This window comes from Aurantiacibacter marinus, assembly GCF_001021555.1.
In the GTDB taxonomy this organism is placed as follows: Bacteria; Pseudomonadota; Alphaproteobacteria; order Sphingomonadales; family Sphingomonadaceae; genus Alteraurantiacibacter; species Alteraurantiacibacter marinus.
Genome location: NZ_LDCP01000002.1, coordinates 650470 through 671492 on the forward strand (window position 1 = coordinate 650470; position 21023 = coordinate 671492).

Genomic DNA, 21023 nt, shown 5'->3' on the forward strand with positions numbered 1-21023 from the left:
ACCTGAGCGTGAAATGCATCTTGAGATAGATATAGAGGATTGGCCTGCCGGGGACTGGGAAGTGCTCGCCACAAGGGCCGCTGATGCCACCGCGCGAATCGCGCCCGAACTTGCCAATCCGCGTCTTGTTGCCAGCATGCTTTTCACAACCGATGATGTGGTGCGCACGCTCAATCACGATTGGCGGCAGAAGGACAAACCGACCAATGTCCTGAGTTTTCCGATGCTGGAACGCGGCGATCTCGTTCACCTTGATCCCGATGAAGATCAGCCGGAAATGCTCGGTGATATCGCGCTTGCTGGTGAAACCTGTGCGCGCGAAGCGGCCGAAAAGAGCGTAACGCTGGAGCATCATGCTGCCCATCTGATCGTCCATGGATTGCTGCATCTGGCAGGCTTCGACCATGAAACTGGTGAGGCCGATGCGCAGGAAATGGAAGAAATGGAAGTAAAGGCGCTTGCACTTATGGGTATAGCCAACCCATATACCGGCGATCAAACAGCATAAGGAAAAGCGACAGGGCGATGCCCGATAGTGAAAAACCGGGCGACTCCCAAAGCGGAGACGCGGACAGTAGCAGCCAATCGGGGAATGGTGGGGGATTGTGGAATGCCATCCGCGGCCTTTTCGACGATGCTGATGCCGACACCTCGCTGCGCGCGCAGCTTGAGGAAGCCATTGACGAGCATGAGGACGAAGCTTCGCGCAACGGCGGCGATGTCCCGAGCAAGGGTGATCTTTCGCAAGTAGAGCTCACGATGCTGCGCAAGGTGCTGCACTTTAGCGAGCACGATGCAGATGACGTGGCGATCCCCCGCGGGGAAATTATCGCCGTGGACGTCAATGTCCCCTGGGCAGAAATGGTTGCGACCTTCGCCGAACATGGCATTTCGCGCATGCCGGTGTATCGCGACCAGTTGGATGACGTGATCGGCATGATGCATATCAAGGATGTGTTCGCCTATCTCGCCAGCGGGGAAGACCCTCCTGAAGAATGGTCCACCCTGATGCGCCAGCCGCTGTATGTGCCGCAGGCGCGCGGGGCGCTGGATGTGCTGGCCGATATGCGCCAGCGCCGCACCCACCTCGCGATTGTCGTTGATGAATTCTCCGGCACCGATGGCATCATCACGATCGAAGACTTGGTCGAGGAAATCGTCGGTGAGATCGAGGACGAGCATGATGAAGCTCCGATCGAACAGCTGGTCGAGATTTCCGAAGGTATCTGGGATGCCGATGCCCGGGCCGAACTGGATGATGTGGCCGAAAAGGTCGGCGATCCGCAGCTGGCGGAAATCGAGGAAGCCGTGGACACGCTGGGCGGATTGGCTTTCGTCCTGGCCGAAGGCGTGCCCCAGCCGGGCACCGTGCTCCAGCACCCGAGCGGCTGGACACTGGAAGTGACGGCTGGCGATGAGACACACGTCACGCGCATGCGTCTGCACCGGCCTGTCCCGCAAAGCGGTGAAGACGGCGAGGACGGGTAGGCCGGATGCCGCAGCGCACCGTGTATTTGGTGCGTCGCAGCAAAAAAGTGCAGCGCAAGCGCAATTCCCTCTCGACAGCGGGCCGGTGCATGGCGACAAGTGATTCGTGCGACGCCTCCCTCCCCTCCGCGCTTTGGAAGCGTTTATCCGTGTCGTGAGGCTGGGTTCGGCGCGCTCCGCCGCAACAGAACTGGGATTAAGCCCCTCTGCATTGTCCCGCCGGATCAGCAATCTGGAAAGCTTTACAGGACGAAAATTGTTCAGCCGTTCCGGCCAGACCATGCGGCTGACCGATGAAGGACGGCTGTTCTATGAAGCGGTCGCCCCGCATCTGGAGGCGCTGGCAGCATCCGTCGAATCGCAGAGCGAGAACCTGCAACTGATGCGCCTTCGTCTGGGCGTGATGCCGTTGTTCGGCACGCAGCGGCTGTTTCCGCGGCTGGGCGAGTTACGCGAACGCCATCCGCGCCTGCATCTCGATATCGACACCGGATCGCATTTGACGGGCCGTGTGGGCGACACGCTGGACGCTGCCATAACGCTTACAACCAGCCCGGCAGAGGGGCTGTATGGAATACAGCTGGATCAAAACACCATCCACGCCATCGGCAACACCGATCTGGTGGCAAAACTGGGTGATCAGCCTGATGCGGCGGCGTTGAAAAAGCAGACCTTCCTTATCCACACAGACATGCCGCTCGGCTTCGAGGCATGGAAAGTAGCGATGGGCCTGCAGAAAATGCAGCCTGCCGCGATTGATCATTACGATTCGGGTCAGCTTATTCTTGAAGCCGCGGCGCAAGGCATGGGCATTGCCATCATGCATGACGATCACCTTGCGCGTAACAAGGATCCGCGACTTGCGCCCCTGTTCGATAAACGGGTGGAGAGCCCCTATTCCTACTGGTTTGTTTGCCGCCACGCCGATCTGGAAGCCCGGCCGGTCCGCATCTTCCATGATTGGCTGGTCAAGGCCGGATTGTAGGACCAACCGGCACTTTCCGCAGGGATCCGGTTCGTCAAAACCGCGGGCGAGGAACCAGTCCTTCACCGGCTTGCACGATCAAGTCGGCACAGCGGTGAAAATTCTCCGGTGCGCATTCAATCACGCTGCGTCCCTGTTCAACGCCGTTGAGAATCCAGATCGCTTCGGCATTTCCTGTCGCATCGTCCAATTCGGCTATCAGGCGAAAACCGGCGCGCCCGGCGTAATATGGTGAAAGCATCGTCGATGTTCGCAAACTCGCATCGACAGCGCGGGCCAGGGCCACATCCGAAACATAGGGATTGACCGGGATGCCCCGCCCCAAAGTGTCAGCCGTCAAAGGACGGCGTTCGCTCACCTGACCTGGTGGCCGGTCTACCAGCGGGTTTTGCGCCATGGATAAACGGGCATCGTCCGCTTCCTCCTGAAAGGCGGCAATCCATGTCAGGCACTCGGCCAGGTTGCGGATCGAATGCCCGTCGAAGGGAGAAAGGCCCGGCTGGCAATCGACCGATTGATAGATCTGGCTCGGTTCTGATCCGAAATAGCGCAGCGCAGTCAGCCATTCACCGCGTTCCACAACGGCCAAGCGGTCTCCATCGCGCGGAAAGCCGGAGAAACGCGGTGAATTGTTGAACACAACGGATCGCCGCACGCTGCTGTCATTATCGTCCACCGGATACAGCGACACATGATGCGCGATCCCTCCGCCAAGTGAATGGCCGGTCACGCTCAGTTTCACGTTTTCGTATTCAGGGCGGTCAAGCTGCGCCGCGACCGCAGTGGCTGTGGCAATTCCGCTGCCGTTTTGCGCCCCGAGGATGTTCCCCAGAAACCAGTCGTTGAAAGAGGCCTCTGTTCCGCGATAGGCGATGATCGTTTCGACAAGGCGCTGCCCTTCGAACCGGTCATATATCGCATAGGCGTAGCCACGCCCGTCATTGGGCTGCATGACCCGCAACACCACATCACCCGGGAGGATGAATTCCTCTGCCGGGTCGTCATAGGCGTTGGAGGAAAGCTGCGCGTAAAGCCAGCTGCGCTCCGCCACGTCACGGGTTTCCTCATACCAACCCGCCACGGGATTGGTGCCCGGCATTCGATCCAGACTGCCTGTTATGGTGCAACCGCCAAGTGCGGCGGCTGCGCCCATAACAAATACGGCAGAGGCTGGTCTTATCAACCGACCGTGGCTTTTACGATCTTGCCCGGGCTCGCGGGCGGTTCGCCCTTGGGCAGTGCGTCGACATGATCCATGCCGCTCTCCACTTCGCCCCACACCGTGTACTGGCGATCCAGGAAACGGGCATCGTCCAGACAGATGAAAAACTGGCTGTTCGCGCTGTTGGGATCCTGCGTGCGGGCCATGGAGCATACGCCGCGGCTGTGCGGTGCATCGCTGAATTCCTGGCCCAGGTTCGGCTTGTCCGATCCGCTCATCCCGGTGCCGGTCGGATCGCCGCCCTGCGCCATGAAGCCGGGGATCACGCGGTGGAATACCACCCCGTCATAAAAACCGTCCTTCGCCAGCTCGGTAATGCGCTCTACATGCTTCGGTGCCAGGTCTGAACGCAGCTTGATGACAACGTCGCCGCCCTTTCCGTCTCCGTAATCAAGCGTGAAGGTCAATTTTTCGTCGGCCATGTGGTATTCTCCATAATGGGTGTGGCCGCGGATATAGGGATACAGGCGCGAATGTCACGGGTCACTTTGTGCCCGGTCTGCAACCTTGGGCATAGCGGGCGCTTGCTTTTGCGGCGCAGCGCAATAGACCGCCACCATGGCTGAAACCGATCTCGATGAACGCGTTTTCGAGACGCCCCTCCAGGGCGAGGGGGAGCAGTTTGACGAAGAGAATCGGCTGAAACCCGAGTTTATCCGGCAAGTGCGCGAATCGCTTCGCGACGACAATGAAGACAGCACCTACGATCTGGTAGAGCCGCTGCACCCGGCCGACATCGCCGATCTGTTCGAATTGTTCGACCGCGACGATCGCAGCGTGCTGGCCGCGGCCATTACCGATCTGATGAGCGGCGAAGTCATCGCCGAGCTCAATGATTACGTGCGTGAAGACATGCTCGAATCACTGCCGCCAGAAGCGGTGGCCAGCATTGTCGAGCAATTGGAAACGGACGACGCCGTTCAGCTGATCGAGGATCTCGATCTTACCGATCAACGCGCAATTCTTGCCGAGGTTGAGCCGGAAGACCGCGCCGCGATCGAAAATGCTCTCGCCTATCCGGAAGAAACCGCCGGCCGTCTGATGCAGCGGGAACTGGTGGCCGTGCCCGAAAGCATGAATGTGGGCGATCTGATCGATTACCTGCGCCGCGAAGATCAGCTGATTACCGATTTCTGGGAAATTTTTGTCGTCGATCACCGTTTCCACCCGGTTGGCAGCTGCCAGCTCAGCTGGATATTGCGCACCCCGCGCGACATTGCCCTGACCGATGTGATGAAGCGTGACCAAACGCTGATCCCGGTGGATATGGACCAGGAAGAGGTCGCGCTTCGGTTCCAGAAATACGCGCTGATTTCGGCGGCTGTGGTCGATGAAAGCGGGCGGCTTGTCGGCCAGATCACTGTCGATGATATGGTCCACATCATTTCCGAAGAGGCAGGCGAAGATGCCCTGCTGATGAGCGGTGCGGGCGAAGGCGACATCAACGAACCGCTGCGTGATGCCTACTCCGCGCGCGTCCGCTGGCTGATCGCCAACCTGGGCACCGCTGTGGTCGCCAGCGCAATTATCGCGTTTTTCGGGGCAGCTATCGAACAGCTTGTGGCTCTGGCCGTCCTTATGCCGATTGTCGCCAGCATCGGCGGCAATGCAGGCACGCAGACCATGGCCGTCACGATCCGCGCCATCGCGATGAACCAGCTTACCCGTTCCAATACAAAGCGTATTTTGCTGCGTGAATTGAAGGTGGCGATCATGAACGGCGTAACCGTCGCCATCCTGATCGGCATAGCTACCGCACTGCTGTTCACTCCGGAACTCGGCGCGGTGATTGCGGCTGCCATGGTGGTCAACATCGTGATCTCCGGCCTTGCCGGCGTGCTGGTCCCGGTCGCATTTGAACGGATGGGTCAGGACCCTGCCGTGGCCAGCAGTGTTTTCGTGACAATGATTACCGATTCCATGGGCTTCTTCGCCTTCCTCGGGCTTGCCGTGGCGGCGGGACTGGCTGGAATGTAGGGACAATAGGTGATCCAGAAGGAGCATTTGGATGGCGAATAAGTACGAAGCGTCGATGAATTTCGATCTGGAGATGGTCCGCGAATTTCTGGACCAGATCGAAGATGAGCTGGAGCTGGGCCTTGAAGTCGATGATTTGTTCGATTTTACAGAAAACACCGATGTAGAAGACGAACGCCAGCGCACTTTCGATGTCGAATTCCGCGGCGATGATGTCAGCATGACCTATGTCGTATTCATGGACGACATAGATGCGCCTGATGTGGCATTTTTCGTCTCCGACGAAGAGCTTGCGGACGCCATCAACAAGCAGATGGAAGCCTTCTGCCAGAAACACGGTCTGTAGTTCAGCTTGAGCGGCGGCGCAGGATGCCTAGATAGACACCATGCCGCTCAACATCACCAAAATCGCCTTCGGCGCAAAAAGCTTTGCCGACATCGAAAGCTGGTATGCCGGGCGGCGCAGCCCGCATCTCACCACGCGCTATCGCCCGACGCGCTGGGAGGAGTGCATCGGCGGATCGCTGTACTGGATACACGAGCATAATCTGGTGGCCCGATCCACAATCACGGGTTTTTCGCAAACCGACACAGGCCGCTGGCAGATAGAGCTTGAGCCGCGCCTGATCAAAGTCATGCCGAAGCCCAAGCGGGCGCATCAGGGCTGGCGTTACCTGAAAATAGAACCGCCACGCGATCTGGAAGATGGCGAGGAAATCGGTGATATCATTCCCGGCAAGCTGGCGGGCAAATTGTCACGGCTGGGACTGATCTGAAGCGCATTAAGCGTAGCGCAATATTCGCTCTGCCAGAAATTTCTTCAGTAAATTCAGAAGGAACGACCATGAAGCCTTTTACCGTGCTTGGCATTGCCGCTGCGCTAGCCATCCCGACCGTTGCGAATGCGCAGGACACGCAAGTGGACCACGAAGCCCAGGCAGAGGCACCTGTCCCTGTAACTGACGAAGATCTTGCACAATACGCTGCCCTCGTATTGCAGGGGCGCCGTGTCCAGAACAGCACGGACATGTCCGATGCTGAAAAGCAGGCCGCGCTTTTGCAAATTCTCACCGAGTCAGAAATGGGCTTGGCCCGGTTTACTGCGGTGTCTGAGGCAATCCGGGCAGATGAAGCTTTGCAAGCCCGTATGCAGCAGGAAGTCATCAGACAGCTTGCTGGACAGTAAGCTCAGGCGGCGGCTTCGCGCTGCGCAATAACGCGCAAGGCCTTGGCGACAGTCTCGGGTTCCTGCGCGCCTTGCGGGACGTGTTGGTTGGCTAAAACGAAGGACGGCACGGCGGTAATTCCGCTTTTGCGGCCCCGCTCTGCCGCCCCGCACAGCCTCAGGCCGCACAGCTTTCGCCCTGCCTACATCGGCGTAGCGTACCGCGCACTACAGCCACCTCACGCCTGATCAGCCACCGAATTAAAGCTGCGTCAAACGCCGCGTTCCATCCACCATTCGAGCAATGTGCGCGCGATGGCTTCTGATGGCGGTGCGCGAAAGCTGCTCGTCTCGCTGCCTGATAGCGCCTCGGCGATTTCGGCGCGGGTGAACCAGCGTGCGTCTTCGATCTCGGTCTCATCCAGAGTAAGTTGGCGCCCTGTGGCATAGCCGTGGCAGCCGATCATCAATTGCGAAGGGAACGGCCATGGCTGGCTGGCGACATAGGTAACGCCGCCGACAATGACGCCCACTTCTTCCAGCACTTCACGCGCGACCGCTTCTTCGATGCATTCGCCCGGTTCAATGAACCCTGCGAGCGCCGAATACGACCGTTCGGGAAAATTCGCGCCGCGCCCCAGCAGCAAATCGCCATCATGTTCGATCAGCATGATCGCGACGGGATCGGTGCGCGGAAAATGGGGCGCACCGCAGCCGCCAGTGCCAGTGCCAGCGCCATTGCCAGTGTCCAACTTGGCGCAATCACGCTGCCAGCCGCCTTTCGAAAGCGTGGTGGGTTTGCCGCAATTGGCACAGAACCGGTGCCGGGCGTGCCAGTCCACCAGACTGCGCGCGCCGGCATAGATCGCCAATTCACGCGGGGCCAATTGCATCAGCAGTGCACGATTGCCGCGCTGTTCATAGGCGGGCCGCGTATCGCCCTTTTCCGCTACTGGAGCAAACAGCGGTATGCCCTCCTTCAGGCCAAGAAACACCAGCTCTGCATCATCCGGTACGGCATCCAGCGCGGTCCAGACCAGCGCATCGCCGTCCATATGCGGCATCAGCCCATCCATCGACAAAAGCCGAGCATCCGGCCGGGCCCGCATGGCAGCGAGATTTGCTGGATCGGCACGGGTATGATCGTCACGGTCCAATCCGTGACCGGTTATCGCGGGCCGAAATTGGGCCATCAGGACGCCATCATCGCCATGGCATCCTCTGCGACAGCTAGCGGGAAGCGCGCCTGGATGTCGTAATTTTCGGCAGGCATATACTGGGTCATCAAAGTATGCCGTAGCCCGGCCCGCATATTCACAAGACCCACCGTTCCCGCCGCACCGAACCAGCCGAACAATCCAGCGGCGGCGCCCTGCCCGGTCAATCCCGCCGCACCGAAGCCGAAGGTCAACCCATTGGCGGAGAACCTGCCATTGGCAGCCAGCGTTTCGGGAAACAGGTCCGATGTGCCAAGCCGCACTGCGGCCTCGCTCATCACGCGCACGCCGTCGATTTCACCATATCCGGCCAGCATCCGCAGGAAGCGGTCATAATCGCGCGCGCTGGAGACAAGCCCTGCCCCGCCAAACGGGAAGGCCGGTTCGTCAAGAAAGATCGAACTTCCCGGAAGATCGAGCGGCACGGGAAAGCCGCCCATCAGGAAGTAATTGGCCGATAGGCGGCCGGCATCCTGCCGGGAGACACGGAAGCTGGTGCTGTCCATGCCTACCGGTCCGAGAATGCGTTCCTGCAGAAAAGTGTCGAAGTCCTGTCCGGTTACCACCTCTATCACGCGGCCCAGCAGATCGGTCGCCACCGAATAGCTCCACCGTGTGCCCGGCTGACGGACCAACGGCATTTCCGCCAGCCTGTCGGCAAAGGCGGCCAGACTGGGCGCAGGCGTGCCGCCAAGCAAATCCTGCGCAATCGCCATCCGGCTTGCTGAAAAAGGTACAAGGCCAGCGCGCGAATATGCGGCTTTTAGCGGCCCGTTCTGGACAATCGTGTAGCCCAGGCCTGCCGTATGGGTCAGCAGATGACGAATAGTGATGTGCCGTTCAGCAGGCTCCAGATTGTCAGCCGTGATCGCTCCGTCATACTGCTTTTGCACGCGCATGTTGCGGAAGGCAGGCAGAATTTCATGCAGCGGCTGGTCCAGGCTGATGAGGCCATCATCAATGCACATCATCATTGCCATGCCGGTGATAGGCTTCGTCATTGAATAGATACGGAACAGCGTATCCGGACCTACGGCGCTTCCCCCTTCAAATGTTCGCGATCCGGCGGAAACGAAATCCGGCGCGGTTTGACCAAAGCCCATTCCGGCAACCATCCCTGCCACACGGCGATCATCGACATAAGATCGGATGAAGCGCGAAACCGCTGGCCAGCGGCTTGCGGCCCTGTGCGCCGCTGGAAGGTCCTGCGCAAAGGCGGCAGGTCCAAACGGCAACGCCGAAAACGCAGCGCCCGCACCCAGCATCGCGCCTGAACGGAGAGCCGCACGGCGCGAAAAGGCGAGAGAAAAAAGCTGCTGCTGCATGGAGGTAACTCTTTCGGGAAGGAATTTCAGTGCGGTGATTAAGCCGCAAATTTGGGCGCGGCAAGGTTGCAGATCGCTACTGTGTTACCTATCTATAACGCATGCTGAACGTACTTTCGATCCTCATCGGCCTGCTGTCGCTGGTCATCGTTATTCCCGCACAGATCCCGTTTCTTGGCATTGCCAACTGGATTGCCCTGCCATTCATTGTGGTCGGCCTGGTCATAGGCCAATTGTCGAGCAGCAATGGCGGGCGCAATCTGTGCCTCGTGATCTTCGCAGTCGCCGTGGTTCGCCTGATGCTGGGCGGCGGGGTTATCTAATCGCGCGCCGCCAGCACCAGCCGCGCCGCCTTCGCGAACAATGTTGGCAGGCCTGCTTCCTCGATTGAGCCAGTGGGCCACCACTCACCCTCGCCGCCGGGCGCAGGGCGGTGTTCGGCATGAACGGCAACGCCAAGCTCAAGATCGAAATGGGTGAAAGAATGGCGCACCACCCCAGCCGCTTTCCATGCGCCTGAAAGTGGCGCGTCCTTGTTCCCGTCACCGCGCGCCGACCAGCCATCATCGGGTAAGCTGCGCATTCCGCCCAGCATCCCCTTGCCCGGCCTCTTGACCAACCACACGGCATCATCGCGCTCTATCCAGAACGCTGTTCCCGTGCGGCTTGGCTTGGCCTTTTTGGGCGCCTTTACCGGCAGACGCAGCGGGTCGCCGCTCGCGCGCCCTTTGCAAACCTTTTGCAACGGGCACAGCAGGCATTTCGCATCGCGCGATGTGCAGATGCCCGATCCAAGATCCATCAGGCCTTGTGCAAAATCGCCTGCGCGGGTGTCTGGCGTAATCGAATCAGCCTTGACCCGAATGGTCTTCCGCGCACCGGGCAGCGAATCTTCAATCGCGAAAAGCCGCGCCACAACCCGCTCTACATTGGCATCTACCACCACCGCCCGCCGGCCAAACGCAATCGCCGCCACCGCCGCTGCGGTATAGTCACCTAACCCCGGTAGTTTGCGCAAGTCCGCCTCGGTATCTGGAAATGCGCCCAGTGCGGCAACCTCGGCAGCGCATTTCACGACATTGCGCGCGCGCGAGTAATATCCCAGCCCCGCCCACGCAGCCATCACCTCCTCCTCCGGCGCAGCGGCAAGCGCCTGCACGGTCGGCCAGCGTTCCGTGAATTTGGCGAAATAGGGCTTTACCGCCGCAACGGTCGTTTGTTGCAGCATGACTTCGGACAGCCACACGCGGTACGGATCGGGCGGTGTCGTAGACGGGGCCGCACGCCATGGAAGATCACGGGCATGGGCATCATACCAGTCGAGAAGCATTGATGAGACAGTAGCGGTCACGCGCAGCCTATGGCATGAGGCTGGCGTCCATGGAACGCGATAACAAACCGAAATCGGGGAAGATCCCAAAAACGGCTGCCGGAAAAATTCCGCGCCGGACGGTGAAGCCTTATGAACGCCCGCGCGGTGGCCCGGCGCGGCCGGTGTCCGAACTGGTGCCGCAAATCGGACGCGCTGCATTTCGCCGGTTCGGGTTTGTGCAAAGCTCCGTCGTCACGCGCTGGCCCGAAATTGTCGGCCTGCAGCACGCAAAGGTCTGCGCGCCCGAAAGCATTCGTTTCCCGCCTGGCGAGAAATCGGACGGCATCTTGCAACTGGTCGTCGCACCGGCCCATGCCCCGCTGATCCAGCATGTCATTCCCGAAATCATGGAGCGGGTAAACCGCTTCTTCGGCTACAAGGCAGTGGCCAAGGTGAAGATCCGGCAAGGGGCGGTTAAGCCGCCCCCTGCTGGAGAGAAAAGAACCGCGCCGCTTTCGTTGAAACCCATTCCGATGGATCTTGGCGAAGGCTTGCGCGATATCGGCGATCCTGAACTGCGGGCAGTACTGGAATCACTCGCCCGTTCGGTAGTCAACAAAGAGGATGGTAATACATGACACAGCTGCGCGTTTCGCGGCATTTTCTGCCGGCCATAGGGGCCGCGCTTGCCGCATTGGCACTGCCTGCTGCGCCTGCCATGGCGCAGGATTGGAATACCCAGATAGTCGAAACCGATCAGGGCACCCGCGTGGGTAATCCCGAAGCGCCGATGCAGCTTGTCGAATTTGTCAGTTACACCTGCCCGCATTGCGCGCATTTCGAGCAGGAATCCGAAGCAGAGCTGAAATATGTCTATGTGCTGGAAGGTCTGGCAAATGTGGAAATCCGCCACCTGATCCGCAATTCGATTGATGTCGCCGCAGCACTTGTGACCGAATGCGGACCGGTGGAGAATTTCTTCAATAACCACCGGACCATGCTGTTCACGCAGGACGAATGGCTCAATCGTGCACGTGGGATTTCCGCGGCACAGCAGGCCCGCTGGAACAGCGGAACCATTTCCTCGCGAATGCGCGCCATCGGCAATGATCTGGATTTTCACGAGATCATGGAGGGCCGCGGCTACAGTTACAGCGATGTCGATAATTGCCTGGCCGATGCCGAACGTGCGATCGCTCTGGTTGAAAAATCCGCCGCCAATTCGGCTGAGTTCAATGTCCTTTCAACGCCAAGTTTCGTACTTAATGGCGCCTTGCTCGAAGACGTCCATGACTGGCCTACATTGGGTCGGTTGATGGCTCCGACCCGTGAATCCGCCTTGACTGCTACCGAATAAGAAGAAAACACCCCGATATTAGGGAAAACTCTGTGCAAAAGCGCCGTTTCAGGGCCCTCGGCGCTTCCGCCTCTGCGATTGATACGTCTAGTTTGCGGGCTCGCCATACGACGGAAAGATATTTGCCATGACGACACTTCGCCGCCTCTCGCCTGCCAAAATCGCCTGGACCATTATCGCAGCACCGCTTGCGCTGGCGCTCGGCGCTTGCGGCGGGGAAACCGAAGGTGGCGCTGTCGATGGCGATCCCATTTCGGCCATCCCGGCACCCGACGGGCAGGCATGGACCGATGTGGTTCAGGTGACGGAAGAGGACGGCTATCTTCTCGGCAATCCCGATGCGCCGCTCAAACTAATCGAATACGCCTCGCTGACGTGCGGTGCCTGCGCAAACTTTGCCCAAACCGGCGCATCGCCGCTGAAGGAAGAATATGTCAGTACCGGGGTCGTGTCGTATGAACTGCGCAATCTGGTGCGCGATGGGTACGACCTGACGCTTGCCCGCCTTACCCGATGCGGTGCGCCGGAAAGCTTTCATCCCCTTTCGGACCAGGTCTGGTTGAACTTCGATCAGATCATGAATGGTGCGCAGCAAGGCCAACAGGCCATGCAGCAGTTGGGCGACTTGCCCGACAATCAGATATATGTCGCCGTTGCCGAAACAGCTGGTTTCCTGGATTTCTTCGCATCGCGCGGGATCAGCCGCGATCAGGCCGCAAGCTGCCTTTCCGATAACGCCTCTGTCCTCGCGATTGGCGAACGGTCCGATACGCAGGCTGGCGAACTGGGGATCACTTCCACTCCGACTTTCATTCTCAACGGTCGCCAGCTTGATGAACGCAGCTGGACCGATCTGGAGCCGGTGCTGCAACGCGCCGGCGCCCGCGAAGAGTAAGGCACAGGCGGGGCAAGGCATGGAGTTTCGCAAACTTCGCCTGAGCGGCTTTAAAAGCTTCGTCGAGCCTTCTGAATTGCGCATAGAGCCGGGGCTTACCGGCGTTGTCGGCCCCAATGGGTGCGGCAAATCCAATCTGTTGGAGGCCATCCGCTGGGTGATGGGCGAAAACTCGCCCAAGTCCATGCGATCAGGCGGGATGGAGGATGTGATCTTCGCGGGCACATCAACCCGCCCGCCGCGCGATTTCGCCGAAGTCGTGCTCCACGCGGTCGATGATGGCGGCGAAGATCTGGACGTCACCCGCCGGATAGAGCGCGGCGCGGGCAGCGCCTACCGTATGAACGGCAGCGACGTGCGCGCGAAAGATGTGTCGCTGATTTTTGCTGATGCCGCCACCGGGGCGCACTCCCCCGCCCTCGTCAGCCAGGGCAAAATTGCACAAGTCATCGCCGCCAAGCCGACCGAGCGCCGGATGATGCTGGAAGAAGCAGCGGGCATTGCCGGGCTGCATGTGCGCCGCCGCGATGCCGAGCTGAAGCTACGCTCTACCGAGAAGAACCTCGAACGGCTTGAAGACCTGATGGCGGGGCTCGATACGCAGATGAACTCGCTCCGGAGGCAGGCAAAGCAGGCGGAGCGTTACAAGAAACTATCCGATGAAATCCGCATTGCAGAAGCTCGCCTGCTGTTTGCCCGCTGGCGCGATGCCGCGGCTGCGGCAGAGGCCGCCCGCTCGCAGGCCAAGGCGGCGGATGACAAGGTTACCGGTGCGCAAGCGGTGGCCAAGGAAGCGCAGAAAGCGCAAGCCGCGCTGGCCGAGAAACTGGCTGAACTTCGCGATGAGCTGGCCGACAGGCGCGATGATACCAGCGCGCACGGTCACCGCATGGCGGCCCTCGCCAGCCAGTTGGAAGCAGCGCAGCAGCGCCTCAGCGATCTCGACCGGCAGAAGGAACGGCTGGAGGAGGACAAGTTCGAGGCTGACCGCATGACACAGGATGCGGCCAAGGCGCTGAAGGACCTTGAGGCCGCTTTGGGTGCCGGTGAAACCGCGCTGCAAGCTGACGAGGCGAAGCGCCCGGACCTTGTTGAAAAGGTCGAGGACAGCGAGCGCGCCGGACGCAATGCCGAACTCGCATTGGCAAAGGCCACGGCGGACCACGCAGGCGTGGAAGCAGACTGGCGGGTCGCCCAGTCGGAGATTGCGCAGGCAGAGGCAAGGCTGGCGCGGCTGGCAGGCGAAGCGCAGCGCATTGCGGCGCAGCGCGAAGATCTGACTGGCGCGCGCGATCCGCAGGAAGCTCTGGCCGAAGCGCGGGAGGCAGCCACGGCAGCGACCGCGTTGGTAACGCTGCGCCAGAAAGAGCTTGAAAGCGACCGTACGGCAAAGGAATCCATCACACAGGCCCGCGACGATGCCCGCGAAGCTTTCGCCTCTGCCAAGGCCGAACTTGCAGGGACAGAACGCGAATATGCCGCATTGGAGCGGGACCGGGCTGCGCGTGCCAAACAGCAGGCGAACCGTTCGGGCCGCGCGCTGCCCATCGATCAGGTACGCGCTGCTCCGGGCTATGAACGGGCGCTCGCCGCCGCACTTGGCCGAGATGCGAAATCCCCACTTGGCACACCCGAAGGCGAAGGCCGTTTCTGGACGGGCCGTGCAGCGCCTGCGCCTGTGGCAGACTCGCTCGCCAACCATATCACCAATTGCCCCGAAGAATTGGCCGCACGCATGGCACTGGTCCATGTCGCGGACGCAGATGACGGGCGGACGCTTGAGCCCGGTCACTGGATCGTCACACGTGCTGGCGCGCTGCGCCGTTGGGATGGCTTTGTCGCCCACGGTGAAGGGGGGGCCGAGGCAGCGCGGCTGGAAGCAGAGAACCGCTTTGCCGAATTGGCCGAAAAACTCCCGGCGCTGCAATCCCGAATGCGCGACACCGAAGCGCAGGTTGCCGAAACACAGGATCGCTACGCGCGATTACAGCAAGCTATCATAGAGCGTGACCGAAGCATCGCGCAGGCTATCGAAGCGGAGCGCGCCGCTTTGCGCAGCGTCGATCAGGCAGAGGCAGCGGTGGCGCAAATGGCATCGCGGCTTGAGCAGATTGAAGCCGCTACCGCAGAGCTTTCAGGCCAGCAGGAAGCCGCCACTGCCGATCTCGACACGGCAAAAGCGCGGCTGGCTGAATTGCCCGATCCTGAAACCGGGCGCGCATCGCTGGATGCAGCGCGGGCCAGGCATGAGGCTGCCCGCGAAAGCCTGCAGGCGGCCACCGCCAGCCTCGCCGCGCACGACCAGTCGCTCGCAGTGCTGCGAGAACGGGTCGCCACCCAGCGCGCCGATATGCAGGGCTGGCAGGCCCGCGCAGGAGACGCCGCCAACCGCCTTGCCGGAATGTCCGCCCGGTTCGAGGAAATCGAGGAAGAACGCGCCGTTGTCGCCGCCAAGCCCGAAGGCCTGATGCGCGAGATTGAAAGCGGCGAAGCGGTGCGCAAGCGGCTTGGCGAGGAACTCGCCACGGCCGAAGCGGCGGTGCGCGAGACCGAGGCGCAGGCGCGCGAGGCCGATGCGGCGCTGGGCGATCTGACCGAGGCACTTGCCGCCGCCCGCGAACAGCGCGCTACTTTGGCGACTCGGGCGGAGAATGAGGAGCAGCGGCGCGAGGAAATGGCGCGCATTTCGGGCGAACGATTCCAATGCCCGCCATCGCTGCTGCCGGGGCGCTTTGAATTTGACGAGGAGGAAGTGAAAAACTCCGGCCTCGAAAGTGATGATATGGACCGGCTGGTGGCGAGCCGCGAACGCATCGGTCCGGTGAACCTTGTCGCCGCCGATGAACTGGAAAAGATGGAAAGCGAGCACGGCTCCAGCGCGGCGGAACAGGCCGAACTTGCCGAAGCGGTAAACCGCCTGCGCGGCAGCATCGGCAATCTCAACCGCGAAGGGCGCGAACGACTGAAAGCCGCGTTCGAAGAAGTAGACGGGCATTTCCGCCGCCTTTTCACCCGCCTGTTCGAAGGCGGGCAGGCCCATCTGGCGCTGGTCGATTCGGACGATCCGCTGGAAGCGGGCCTCGAGATTTATGCGCAGCCACCGGGCAAACGGCTGCAATCATTGAGCCTGCTGTCGGGCGGTGAACAGGCTTTAACCGCAACAGCACTTATTTTTGCGCTATTCTTAACCAATCCTGCACCGATTTGCGTGCTGGACGAGGTCGATGCACCGCTGGATGATGCCAATATCGAACGGTTCTGCGATTTGCTCGACTCGATGGTGCGCGAAGCGAACACGCGCTACCTGATCGTCACCCACAACGCCGTCACCATGAGCCGGATGCACCGCCTGTTCGGCGTGACGATGGTCGAGAAAGGAATTTCGCGGCTGGTGAGCGTGGATCTTGGCGAAGCTGCTGCGCTGGCGGCGGAGTAGGTGTGACCAGCCAGTTTGAACTTAATCCATATTGCGCAGTGCGCCGTCGTCTTCGATCATGAACGAATCTGAGCCATAACCGATAGTCTCGGAGCCAGTTCTCACCTCATAAACAACACCCCGACCCAACGGCTTCGCAGCTACGTTAAATTGGGTGACGCCATTCAGTTCTTCGCCGGTGATTGCCGCGCCATAGATGACAGGGAAAGGATTGGCGCACGGTAGAGAAGCGAAGCTCTGCTTCCAGAAATAGCCGACCTCGACCAAGCGGACGTTATCGCCTTCTGCCGGAATCGCAGGTGCGCCATTTCTGATGCTCACATCGATCGAGTGAAAACAATCCGGGTCAGGATTCCCCCAGAAATCTGTTTCAGTCGGTATAAATGCAAGCTGTCCCTCGATCCACACAGCCTTGATCTCATAGATGAAAGAACACCCCGATAAGGAAAGCGTCAAACCGAAGACGAGCATGATCCTGGATAGCATCGCTATCAATCCAAAACCGCCCTCGGCCCCGGCCCCTTAAGCCCCAGCTTGTCGTCCTTGTTATAGAGCTGACACTTCGTCAGGCTCAAACACCCGCACCCGATACACTGGTCGAGTTGGTTGCGTGTGCGGTTGAGCAGTGTGATCTTGGCATCGATTTGTGATCGCATTCCGCGGCTGATTTTCTGCCAGTCGGCAACGGTTGGATTGCGGCCATGCGGCAGTCCCGCCAGTTGTTCCTCGATCTCCGCCAGCCCCAGCCCCAGCTTCTGCGCGATCAGGATAAAGCTCACCCGGCGAATATCTCCGCGCAAAAACCGCCGCTGGTTTCCGCCGGTGCGGATCGGATCGAGCAAGCCCTTTTCCTCATAGAACCGCAGCGCCGACACGGCGACGCCGGTGCGCTTGGCCAATTGGCCGATGGTGACGAATTGCGCTGCAGCCATTTGCCCGTCCGATCCAGATTTTTTCCACAAAGTCTTGACCTCAACTTAACTTGAGGTTGCATAAAAGCCAAGCACGATGATTCGCTGCCCTTCCGGCATTGGCCAGAAGTGACACATAATCAGGAGCTTGATTCCATGACTTCAGGAACTCTCGAACACGCCAATCTTTCGGTCACGCAGATCGACCGGGCGGCAGGACTGCTGCAAGAATTGCTCGGCTGGCACATTCGCTGGCGCGGCGACCACCATCTTGGCGGCGAAACGGCGCATGTTGGAAGCGATGATTGCTACGTTTCGCTCTATTCGCGAGAGGATGTGGCGGGCGATTACGAAAAGGGTCAGCCGCTCAATCATCTGGGCCTGCGGGTCGATGATCTGGACGCGGCTGAGAAGGTTGTGACCGCGCACGGCCTGGAGCCTTTCAGCCAAGGCCAATACGAACCCGGCCCGCGCAGCTTCTACTTTTTCGACTGGGACGGTATAGAGTGGGAGATCGTCAGCTATGAATGATTGTCAAAAGCTCTCTTCATAGACGCGGGTAATGTCCCCGCCCCATTCACCGTGATATTTGTCCAGCAGAACTTCGGCGGGGACTTTGCCTGTGTCGACAATCTGGCGGAGCGGATTCAGGAAGCCGCTTTCATTGTCGCCCATGGAATTGAGGCGCCCGCGTGCCACAAGACCTGCATGGGCGATATCGAGAACCTCGCTGGCAAGATCACGCAAGGTCCCGCCGCCCGGAATTGCAGCGCCAAGCGCTTGAGCGGGCACTGCATTGCGCAGGCCCTCCCGTTCTTCCATCGACCAGTCTTTCACAAGATCCCATGCCGTATCCAGAGCGGTGTCATCATACAACAGGCCGACCCAGAATGCAGGCAGAGCGCATATGCGGTTCCAAGGGCCGCCATCGGCCCCGCGCATTTCGAGAAAGCTTTTCAGCCGCACTTCGGGGAAGGCGGTTGAAAGGTGGTCCCACCAATCGGCGGGCGTCGGCAATTCACCTGGAAGAGCCGGCAGTTCGCCTTTCATGAAGTCGCGAAAGCTTTGCCCGGCGGCGTCGATGTAGATGCCGTTCCGGTAGACAAAATACATCGGCACATCGAGCATGTAGTCGACGTAGCGTTCGTACCCGAAGTCTTCATCGAATACGAACGGCAGCATTCCGGTGCGGTGCGGATCGGTGTCCGACCAGATATGGCTGCGGTAGGAGAGAAAGCCGTTGGGCTTGCCTTCGGTAAAGGGGGAATTGGCAAAAAGCGCGGTGGCGAGCGGTTGCAATGCCAAGCCTGTGCGGAACTTCTTTACCATATCCGCCTCTGAAGAATAGTCCAGATTAACCTGAATGGTACATGTCCGTAGCATCATGTCGAGACCGAGATTTCCGACCGTCGGCATGTGCCGCTTCATGATGGCGTATCGCTGCTTCGGCATAAGCGGCAGATCAGCGCGGGCCTTGTCAGGCCACATGCCAAGCCCAAGAAAGCCGACATCAAGTTCATCACCAACTGTTTTCACCTGTGTGAGGTGACGGCCTGTTTCGGCGCAGGTCTGGTGCAAGGTTTCCAGCGGGGCACCAGACAATTCCAGCTGGCCAGCAGGTTCAAGGCTGATCGTGCCATCATCGCCCGACATCGCGATCACATCTACCTTGCCGTCCGGCCCTGCTTCTTCGACCGGTTCCCAGCCGAATTGGCGCATGGACATCAGGATATCGCGAATGCCGCCTTGCTCGCCATAGGAGGGTGCGTGAAAATCACCGGTCTTGTAGACCAGCTTTTCATGCTCTGTACCGATACGCCATTGGCTTTCCGGCTTTTCGCCGCGTTGCATCGGTTCGACCAGTTGATCACGGCTCTCGATGCGCACATCGTCTTCGCCCGAATTTGTTCGCGTACTCATGGTCTCTCCTTCACTCGGCGGACTTAGCTGATCAGCCCGAATGCGCCACCTGCAAAAATTCTTGGCCCTGCTGCGCGTTAATCTTGTGCGCGCCAATCGCCCATCACGCCCATCCACAGTGCAATCGCTGCGATGGCGGCGGTTTCTCCCCTCAGTATCCGCGGCCCCAGCGCAACGGCTTTTGCCTGATGGTGCGACCGGATAAGGTCGCGTTCCGCATCATCGAAACCGCCTTCAGGACCGATCAGGATGGCGGCGGGCGGCGGATTGCTGGCGAAGACATGTGCAGCGGAAACCGCGCCCTCCCCGCTCATCAATTCGTCTGCGAAAAATAGTACGCGGTTTGCTGGCAGATTGCGGAGGAAATTGTCGAGCTTCACCGGCTCATCAATTTGCGGGAGCGCGGTGCGGGCGCATTGTTCAGCCGCTTCTGTCACGATATTTCGGGCACGCTCCGCATTGAGTTTGTCCGCCACGCAGCGCCGTGTGATAATCGGCGCGATGCGGGCCACACCCAATTCCGTCGCCTTTTCCAGCACAAGGTCGAAGCGGTCCTTCTTGAGCAAGGCGGGACACAGCCACAGGTCGGGCACCGGCTCCCGCTCTCTCAGCTTCTCGACCGGATCGAGGATAATTTCGCGTTTGCCCGTCTCCACAACGCGGGTTGCCCATTCGCCGGTTTCGTCGTCGCATACGATAATCGTATCGCCTTCGCTCACGCGCATGACGCGGGATAGATAATGCGCCTGATTGCCCGATATGCGCAGCTGGCAGTCAAGCTCGACAGTTTGCTCCACAAACAGGCGGGGAGCAGATCGCGGGGGCCATTCGGGTGTTGCGGGCATGGCTAGGCAGTAGGGCCAAGCACGGCTAACAGGCAAGCCCAAGGAATGAGAACATGAGCGCGGAAACCGTCACTCCCGATACCCAGCACCGCAGCCTTGCTGAACGTCTGCCGCAGCCTTTGCGCGATTACGCGCTGCTGGCACGGTTTGACCGACCTATCGGCTTCTGGCTGCTGTTCTGGCCCTGCACATGGGGGCTTTGGCTGACCGGCGCGGGGCTGCAATGGATGCTTGCCCCCTGGTTCCTGCTGGGCGCTATTGCGATGCGGTCTGCTGGCTGCGTCTATAACGACATTGTCGATGCCGATCTGGACAAGAGCGTGGCCCGCACTGCCAATCGCCCGATTGCCAGCGGCAGAGTGTCCAGGCGCGCTGCCTGGATCTGGTTGGTGGCGCTTAGCCTTTTCGGCCTGATCGTGCTGCTGCAACTCCGCCCCACGGCGCAATTGGTGGCGCTGGGCAGCGTGCTGCTGGTCGCCGCCTATCCCTTTATGAAGCGCATCACGTGGTGGCCGCAGGCGTGGCTGGGGCTGGTGTTCAATTGGGGCGTGCTGGTCGGCTGGACTGCCATGCGTGATGATGGCTTCGGCGTAATGCTGGCATTGTATGCGGGCGCGGCGTGCTGGACGATCGGATATGACACGATTTACGCCTTGCAAGACCGTGAGGATGACGCGCTGGTTGGCATCAAGAGCTCTGCCTTGCGCATGGGCGGACGCGTGAAGAGCGGCGTGGCGCTGTTTTACGGTTTGGCAATTGCGCTCTGGGCGCTGGCATTCTGGATGCTACGAGGCGATCCGCTGGCATTGCTGGCGCTGGCCCCGGCAGCGCTACATCTGGCGTGGCAAGTCGTCACCCTTGATCCGGCAGACCCGGACAACCCCCTCGCCCGCTTCCGTTCCAATCGCTTTGCCGGAGCCTTGGTGGCAGCGGGATGTTTCATCGTCGGGAATGCCGGCGCGTAAGGG

General features: G+C 60.2%; 23 protein-coding genes. 14 read left to right on the plus strand and 9 right to left on the minus strand.

Annotation, left to right across the window (positions count from 1 at the left end; genetic code table 11):
* Positions 1-13 precede the first annotated feature (13 nt).
* The 3 genes from ybeY (at position 14) to AB731_RS09575 (ending at position 2473) form a co-directional block, all read left to right on the plus strand.
* Positions 14-508, plus strand: coding sequence for an rRNA maturation RNase YbeY (gene ybeY, locus AB731_RS09565; protein ID WP_047093305.1), 495 nt, complete (start codon positions 14-16; stop codon positions 506-508).
* A 17-nt stretch (positions 509-525) separates the two neighbouring features.
* Positions 526-1488 carry a hemolysin family protein gene (locus AB731_RS09570; protein WP_047093304.1) on the plus strand — a complete coding sequence of 321 codons (963 nt, stop codon included), beginning with the start codon at positions 526-528 and terminating at the stop codon, positions 1486-1488.
* Between the two features lie 106 nt (positions 1489-1594).
* Positions 1595-2473, plus strand: coding sequence for a LysR substrate-binding domain-containing protein (locus AB731_RS09575; RefSeq protein WP_082126432.1), 879 nt, complete (start codon positions 1595-1597; stop codon positions 2471-2473).
* A gap of 34 nt (positions 2474-2507) precedes the next feature.
* Here AB731_RS09575 and AB731_RS09580 read toward each other — a convergent pair whose 3' ends face one another.
* Both AB731_RS09580 and AB731_RS09585 read right to left on the minus strand, forming a co-directional pair.
* A complete protein-coding gene (locus AB731_RS09580) occupies positions 2508-3572 on the minus strand; it encodes an alpha/beta hydrolase family protein (RefSeq protein ID WP_156172344.1) in 1065 nt (354 codons plus the stop codon).
* A gap of 80 nt (positions 3573-3652) precedes the next feature.
* The gene (locus AB731_RS09585; protein ID WP_047093302.1) at positions 3653-4117 is read right to left on the minus strand and encodes a peptidylprolyl isomerase; all 465 of its coding nucleotides are present in this window, start codon (positions 4115-4117) and stop codon (positions 3653-3655) included.
* 136 nt (positions 4118-4253) lie between these two features.
* On the opposite strand from AB731_RS09585, the gene mgtE reads away from it, so the two are divergent.
* The 4 genes from mgtE to AB731_RS09605 all read left to right on the plus strand — a co-directional run bounded on the left by mgtE (position 4254) and on the right by AB731_RS09605 (position 6858).
* Positions 4254-5672, plus strand: coding sequence for a magnesium transporter (gene mgtE, locus AB731_RS09590; RefSeq protein ID WP_047093301.1), 1419 nt, complete (start codon positions 4254-4256; stop codon positions 5670-5672).
* Between the two features lie 31 nt (positions 5673-5703).
* Positions 5704-6018 (plus strand): hypothetical protein, encoded by a 315-nt coding sequence (locus tag AB731_RS09595; protein WP_047093300.1) that lies wholly within the window; start codon positions 5704-5706, stop codon positions 6016-6018.
* 40 nt (positions 6019-6058) lie between these two features.
* Complete coding sequence (locus AB731_RS09600) at positions 6059-6448, plus strand: DUF1489 family protein (protein ID WP_047093299.1); 390 nt, start codon at positions 6059-6061, stop codon at positions 6446-6448.
* Positions 6449-6516: 68 nt separating this feature from the next.
* Positions 6517-6858, plus strand: a complete 342-nt coding sequence (locus AB731_RS09605; RefSeq protein WP_047093298.1) for a hypothetical protein — start codon at positions 6517-6519, stop codon at positions 6856-6858.
* Positions 6859-7109: 251 nt separating this feature from the next.
* Here AB731_RS09605 and nudC read toward each other — a convergent pair whose 3' ends face one another.
* Positions 7110-8030 (minus strand): NAD(+) diphosphatase, encoded by a 921-nt coding sequence (gene nudC, locus AB731_RS09610; RefSeq protein ID WP_047093297.1) that lies wholly within the window; start codon positions 8028-8030, stop codon positions 7110-7112.
* Positions 8030-9379, minus strand: coding sequence for a serine hydrolase domain-containing protein (locus AB731_RS09615; RefSeq protein ID WP_047093296.1), 1350 nt, complete (start codon positions 9377-9379; stop codon positions 8030-8032). Before AB731_RS09615 ends, nudC begins: the two co-directional genes overlap by 1 nt.
* 101 nt (positions 9380-9480) lie before the next feature.
* Here AB731_RS09615 and AB731_RS09620 point away from each other — a divergent pair, with 101 nt between their 5' ends.
* On the plus strand, positions 9481-9702 hold the full coding sequence (locus AB731_RS09620; RefSeq protein WP_047093295.1) for a hypothetical protein: 222 nt from the start codon (positions 9481-9483) through the stop codon (positions 9700-9702).
* On the opposite strand, the gene AB731_RS09625 is transcribed toward AB731_RS09620, so the two are convergent.
* Positions 9699-10709 carry an A/G-specific adenine glycosylase gene (locus tag AB731_RS09625; protein ID WP_047093294.1) on the minus strand — a complete coding sequence of 337 codons (1011 nt, stop codon included), beginning with the start codon at positions 10707-10709 and terminating at the stop codon, positions 9699-9701. The two genes, AB731_RS09620 and AB731_RS09625, sit on opposite strands and share 4 nt — an antisense overlap.
* A 50-nt stretch (positions 10710-10759) precedes the next feature.
* On the opposite strand from AB731_RS09625, the gene AB731_RS09630 reads away from it, so the two are divergent.
* The 4 genes from AB731_RS09630 to AB731_RS09645 all read left to right on the plus strand — a co-directional run bounded on the left by AB731_RS09630 (position 10760) and on the right by AB731_RS09645 (position 16379).
* Complete coding sequence (locus tag AB731_RS09630; RefSeq protein WP_047093860.1) at positions 10760-11329, plus strand: DUF721 domain-containing protein; 570 nt, start codon at positions 10760-10762, stop codon at positions 11327-11329.
* Entirely contained in the window at positions 11326-12048 is a 723-nt protein-coding gene (locus AB731_RS09635) for a thioredoxin domain-containing protein (protein WP_047093293.1), read from the plus strand. The genes AB731_RS09630 and AB731_RS09635 overlap by 4 nt, the downstream gene beginning before the upstream one ends.
* A gap of 127 nt (positions 12049-12175) precedes the next feature.
* Complete coding sequence (locus AB731_RS09640; RefSeq protein ID WP_047093292.1) at positions 12176-12943, plus strand: thioredoxin domain-containing protein; 768 nt, start codon at positions 12176-12178, stop codon at positions 12941-12943.
* A 19-nt stretch (positions 12944-12962) separates the two neighbouring features.
* Positions 12963-16379: an AAA family ATPase gene (locus AB731_RS09645; RefSeq protein ID WP_047093291.1), complete on the plus strand. Its 3417-nt coding sequence runs from the start codon at positions 12963-12965 to the stop codon at positions 16377-16379.
* A gap of 21 nt (positions 16380-16400) precedes the next feature.
* Here AB731_RS09645 and AB731_RS09650 read toward each other — a convergent pair whose 3' ends face one another.
* Positions 16401-16850, minus strand: a complete 450-nt coding sequence (locus tag AB731_RS09650) for a hypothetical protein (RefSeq protein ID WP_047093290.1) — start codon at positions 16848-16850, stop codon at positions 16401-16403.
* A gap of 20 nt (positions 16851-16870) precedes the next feature.
* The gene (gene soxR / locus AB731_RS09655) at positions 16871-17311 is read right to left on the minus strand and encodes a redox-sensitive transcriptional activator SoxR (protein WP_047093289.1); all 441 of its coding nucleotides are present in this window, start codon (positions 17309-17311) and stop codon (positions 16871-16873) included.
* A 135-nt stretch (positions 17312-17446) separates the two neighbouring features.
* On the opposite strand from soxR, the gene AB731_RS09660 reads away from it, so the two are divergent.
* Positions 17447-17821 carry a VOC family protein gene (locus AB731_RS09660; RefSeq protein ID WP_047093859.1) on the plus strand — a complete coding sequence of 125 codons (375 nt, stop codon included), beginning with the start codon at positions 17447-17449 and terminating at the stop codon, positions 17819-17821.
* Between the two features lie 3 nt (positions 17822-17824).
* Here AB731_RS09660 and AB731_RS09665 read toward each other — a convergent pair whose 3' ends face one another.
* Both AB731_RS09665 and AB731_RS09670 read right to left on the minus strand, forming a co-directional pair.
* Positions 17825-19210, minus strand: a complete 1386-nt coding sequence (locus tag AB731_RS09665) for a glutamate--cysteine ligase (RefSeq protein WP_047093288.1) — start codon at positions 19208-19210, stop codon at positions 17825-17827.
* Positions 19211-19287: 77 nt separating this feature from the next.
* On the minus strand, positions 19288-20055 hold the full coding sequence (locus AB731_RS09670; RefSeq protein WP_047093287.1) for a 16S rRNA (uracil(1498)-N(3))-methyltransferase: 768 nt from the start codon (positions 20053-20055) through the stop codon (positions 19288-19290).
* Positions 20056-20108: 53 nt separating this feature from the next.
* On the opposite strand from AB731_RS09670, the gene ubiA reads away from it, so the two are divergent.
* Positions 20109-21020 carry a 4-hydroxybenzoate octaprenyltransferase gene (gene ubiA, locus AB731_RS09675; protein ID WP_047093286.1) on the plus strand — a complete coding sequence of 304 codons (912 nt, stop codon included), beginning with the start codon at positions 20109-20111 and terminating at the stop codon, positions 21018-21020.
* Positions 21021-21023 lie beyond the last annotated feature (3 nt).

What these genes read in the sequence shown, in the direction of transcription:
- ybeY (WP_047093305.1), top strand. Translation starts at nt 14, where the DNA reads ATGCATCTTGAGATAGATATAGAGGATTGGCCTGCCGGGGACTGGGAA.
- AB731_RS09570 (WP_047093304.1), top strand. Translation starts at nt 526, where the DNA reads ATGCCCGATAGTGAAAAACCGGGCGACTCCCAAAGCGGAGACGCGGAC.
- AB731_RS09580 (WP_156172344.1), bottom strand. Translation starts at nt 3,572, where the DNA reads ATGCCGGGCACCAATCCCGTGGCGGGTTGGTATGAGGAAACCCGTGAC.
- AB731_RS09585 (WP_047093302.1), bottom strand. Translation starts at nt 4,117, where the DNA reads ATGGCCGACGAAAAATTGACCTTCACGCTTGATTACGGAGACGGAAAG.
- mgtE (WP_047093301.1), top strand. Translation starts at nt 4,254, where the DNA reads ATGGCTGAAACCGATCTCGATGAACGCGTTTTCGAGACGCCCCTCCAG.
- AB731_RS09595 (WP_047093300.1), top strand. Translation starts at nt 5,704, where the DNA reads ATGGCGAATAAGTACGAAGCGTCGATGAATTTCGATCTGGAGATGGTC.
- AB731_RS09600 (WP_047093299.1), top strand. Translation starts at nt 6,059, where the DNA reads ATGCCGCTCAACATCACCAAAATCGCCTTCGGCGCAAAAAGCTTTGCC.
- AB731_RS09605 (WP_047093298.1), top strand. Translation starts at nt 6,517, where the DNA reads ATGAAGCCTTTTACCGTGCTTGGCATTGCCGCTGCGCTAGCCATCCCG.
- nudC (WP_047093297.1), bottom strand. Translation starts at nt 8,030, where the DNA reads ATGGCCCAATTTCGGCCCGCGATAACCGGTCACGGATTGGACCGTGAC.
- AB731_RS09615 (WP_047093296.1), bottom strand. Translation starts at nt 9,379, where the DNA reads ATGCAGCAGCAGCTTTTTTCTCTCGCCTTTTCGCGCCGTGCGGCTCTC.
- AB731_RS09620 (WP_047093295.1), top strand. Translation starts at nt 9,481, where the DNA reads ATGCTGAACGTACTTTCGATCCTCATCGGCCTGCTGTCGCTGGTCATC.
- AB731_RS09625 (WP_047093294.1), bottom strand. Translation starts at nt 10,709, where the DNA reads ATGCTTCTCGACTGGTATGATGCCCATGCCCGTGATCTTCCATGGCGT.
- AB731_RS09630 (WP_047093860.1), top strand. Translation starts at nt 10,760, where the DNA reads ATGGAACGCGATAACAAACCGAAATCGGGGAAGATCCCAAAAACGGCT.
- AB731_RS09635 (WP_047093293.1), top strand. Translation starts at nt 11,326, where the DNA reads ATGACACAGCTGCGCGTTTCGCGGCATTTTCTGCCGGCCATAGGGGCC.
- AB731_RS09640 (WP_047093292.1), top strand. Translation starts at nt 12,176, where the DNA reads ATGACGACACTTCGCCGCCTCTCGCCTGCCAAAATCGCCTGGACCATT.
- AB731_RS09645 (WP_047093291.1), top strand. Translation starts at nt 12,963, where the DNA reads ATGGAGTTTCGCAAACTTCGCCTGAGCGGCTTTAAAAGCTTCGTCGAG.
- AB731_RS09650 (WP_047093290.1), bottom strand. Translation starts at nt 16,850, where the DNA reads ATGCTCGTCTTCGGTTTGACGCTTTCCTTATCGGGGTGTTCTTTCATC.
- soxR (WP_047093289.1), bottom strand. Translation starts at nt 17,311, where the DNA reads ATGGCTGCAGCGCAATTCGTCACCATCGGCCAATTGGCCAAGCGCACC.
- AB731_RS09660 (WP_047093859.1), top strand. Translation starts at nt 17,447, where the DNA reads ATGACTTCAGGAACTCTCGAACACGCCAATCTTTCGGTCACGCAGATC.
- AB731_RS09665 (WP_047093288.1), bottom strand. Translation starts at nt 19,210, where the DNA reads ATGAGTACGCGAACAAATTCGGGCGAAGACGATGTGCGCATCGAGAGC.
- AB731_RS09670 (WP_047093287.1), bottom strand. Translation starts at nt 20,055, where the DNA reads ATGCCCGCAACACCCGAATGGCCCCCGCGATCTGCTCCCCGCCTGTTT.
- ubiA (WP_047093286.1), top strand. Translation starts at nt 20,109, where the DNA reads ATGAGCGCGGAAACCGTCACTCCCGATACCCAGCACCGCAGCCTTGCT.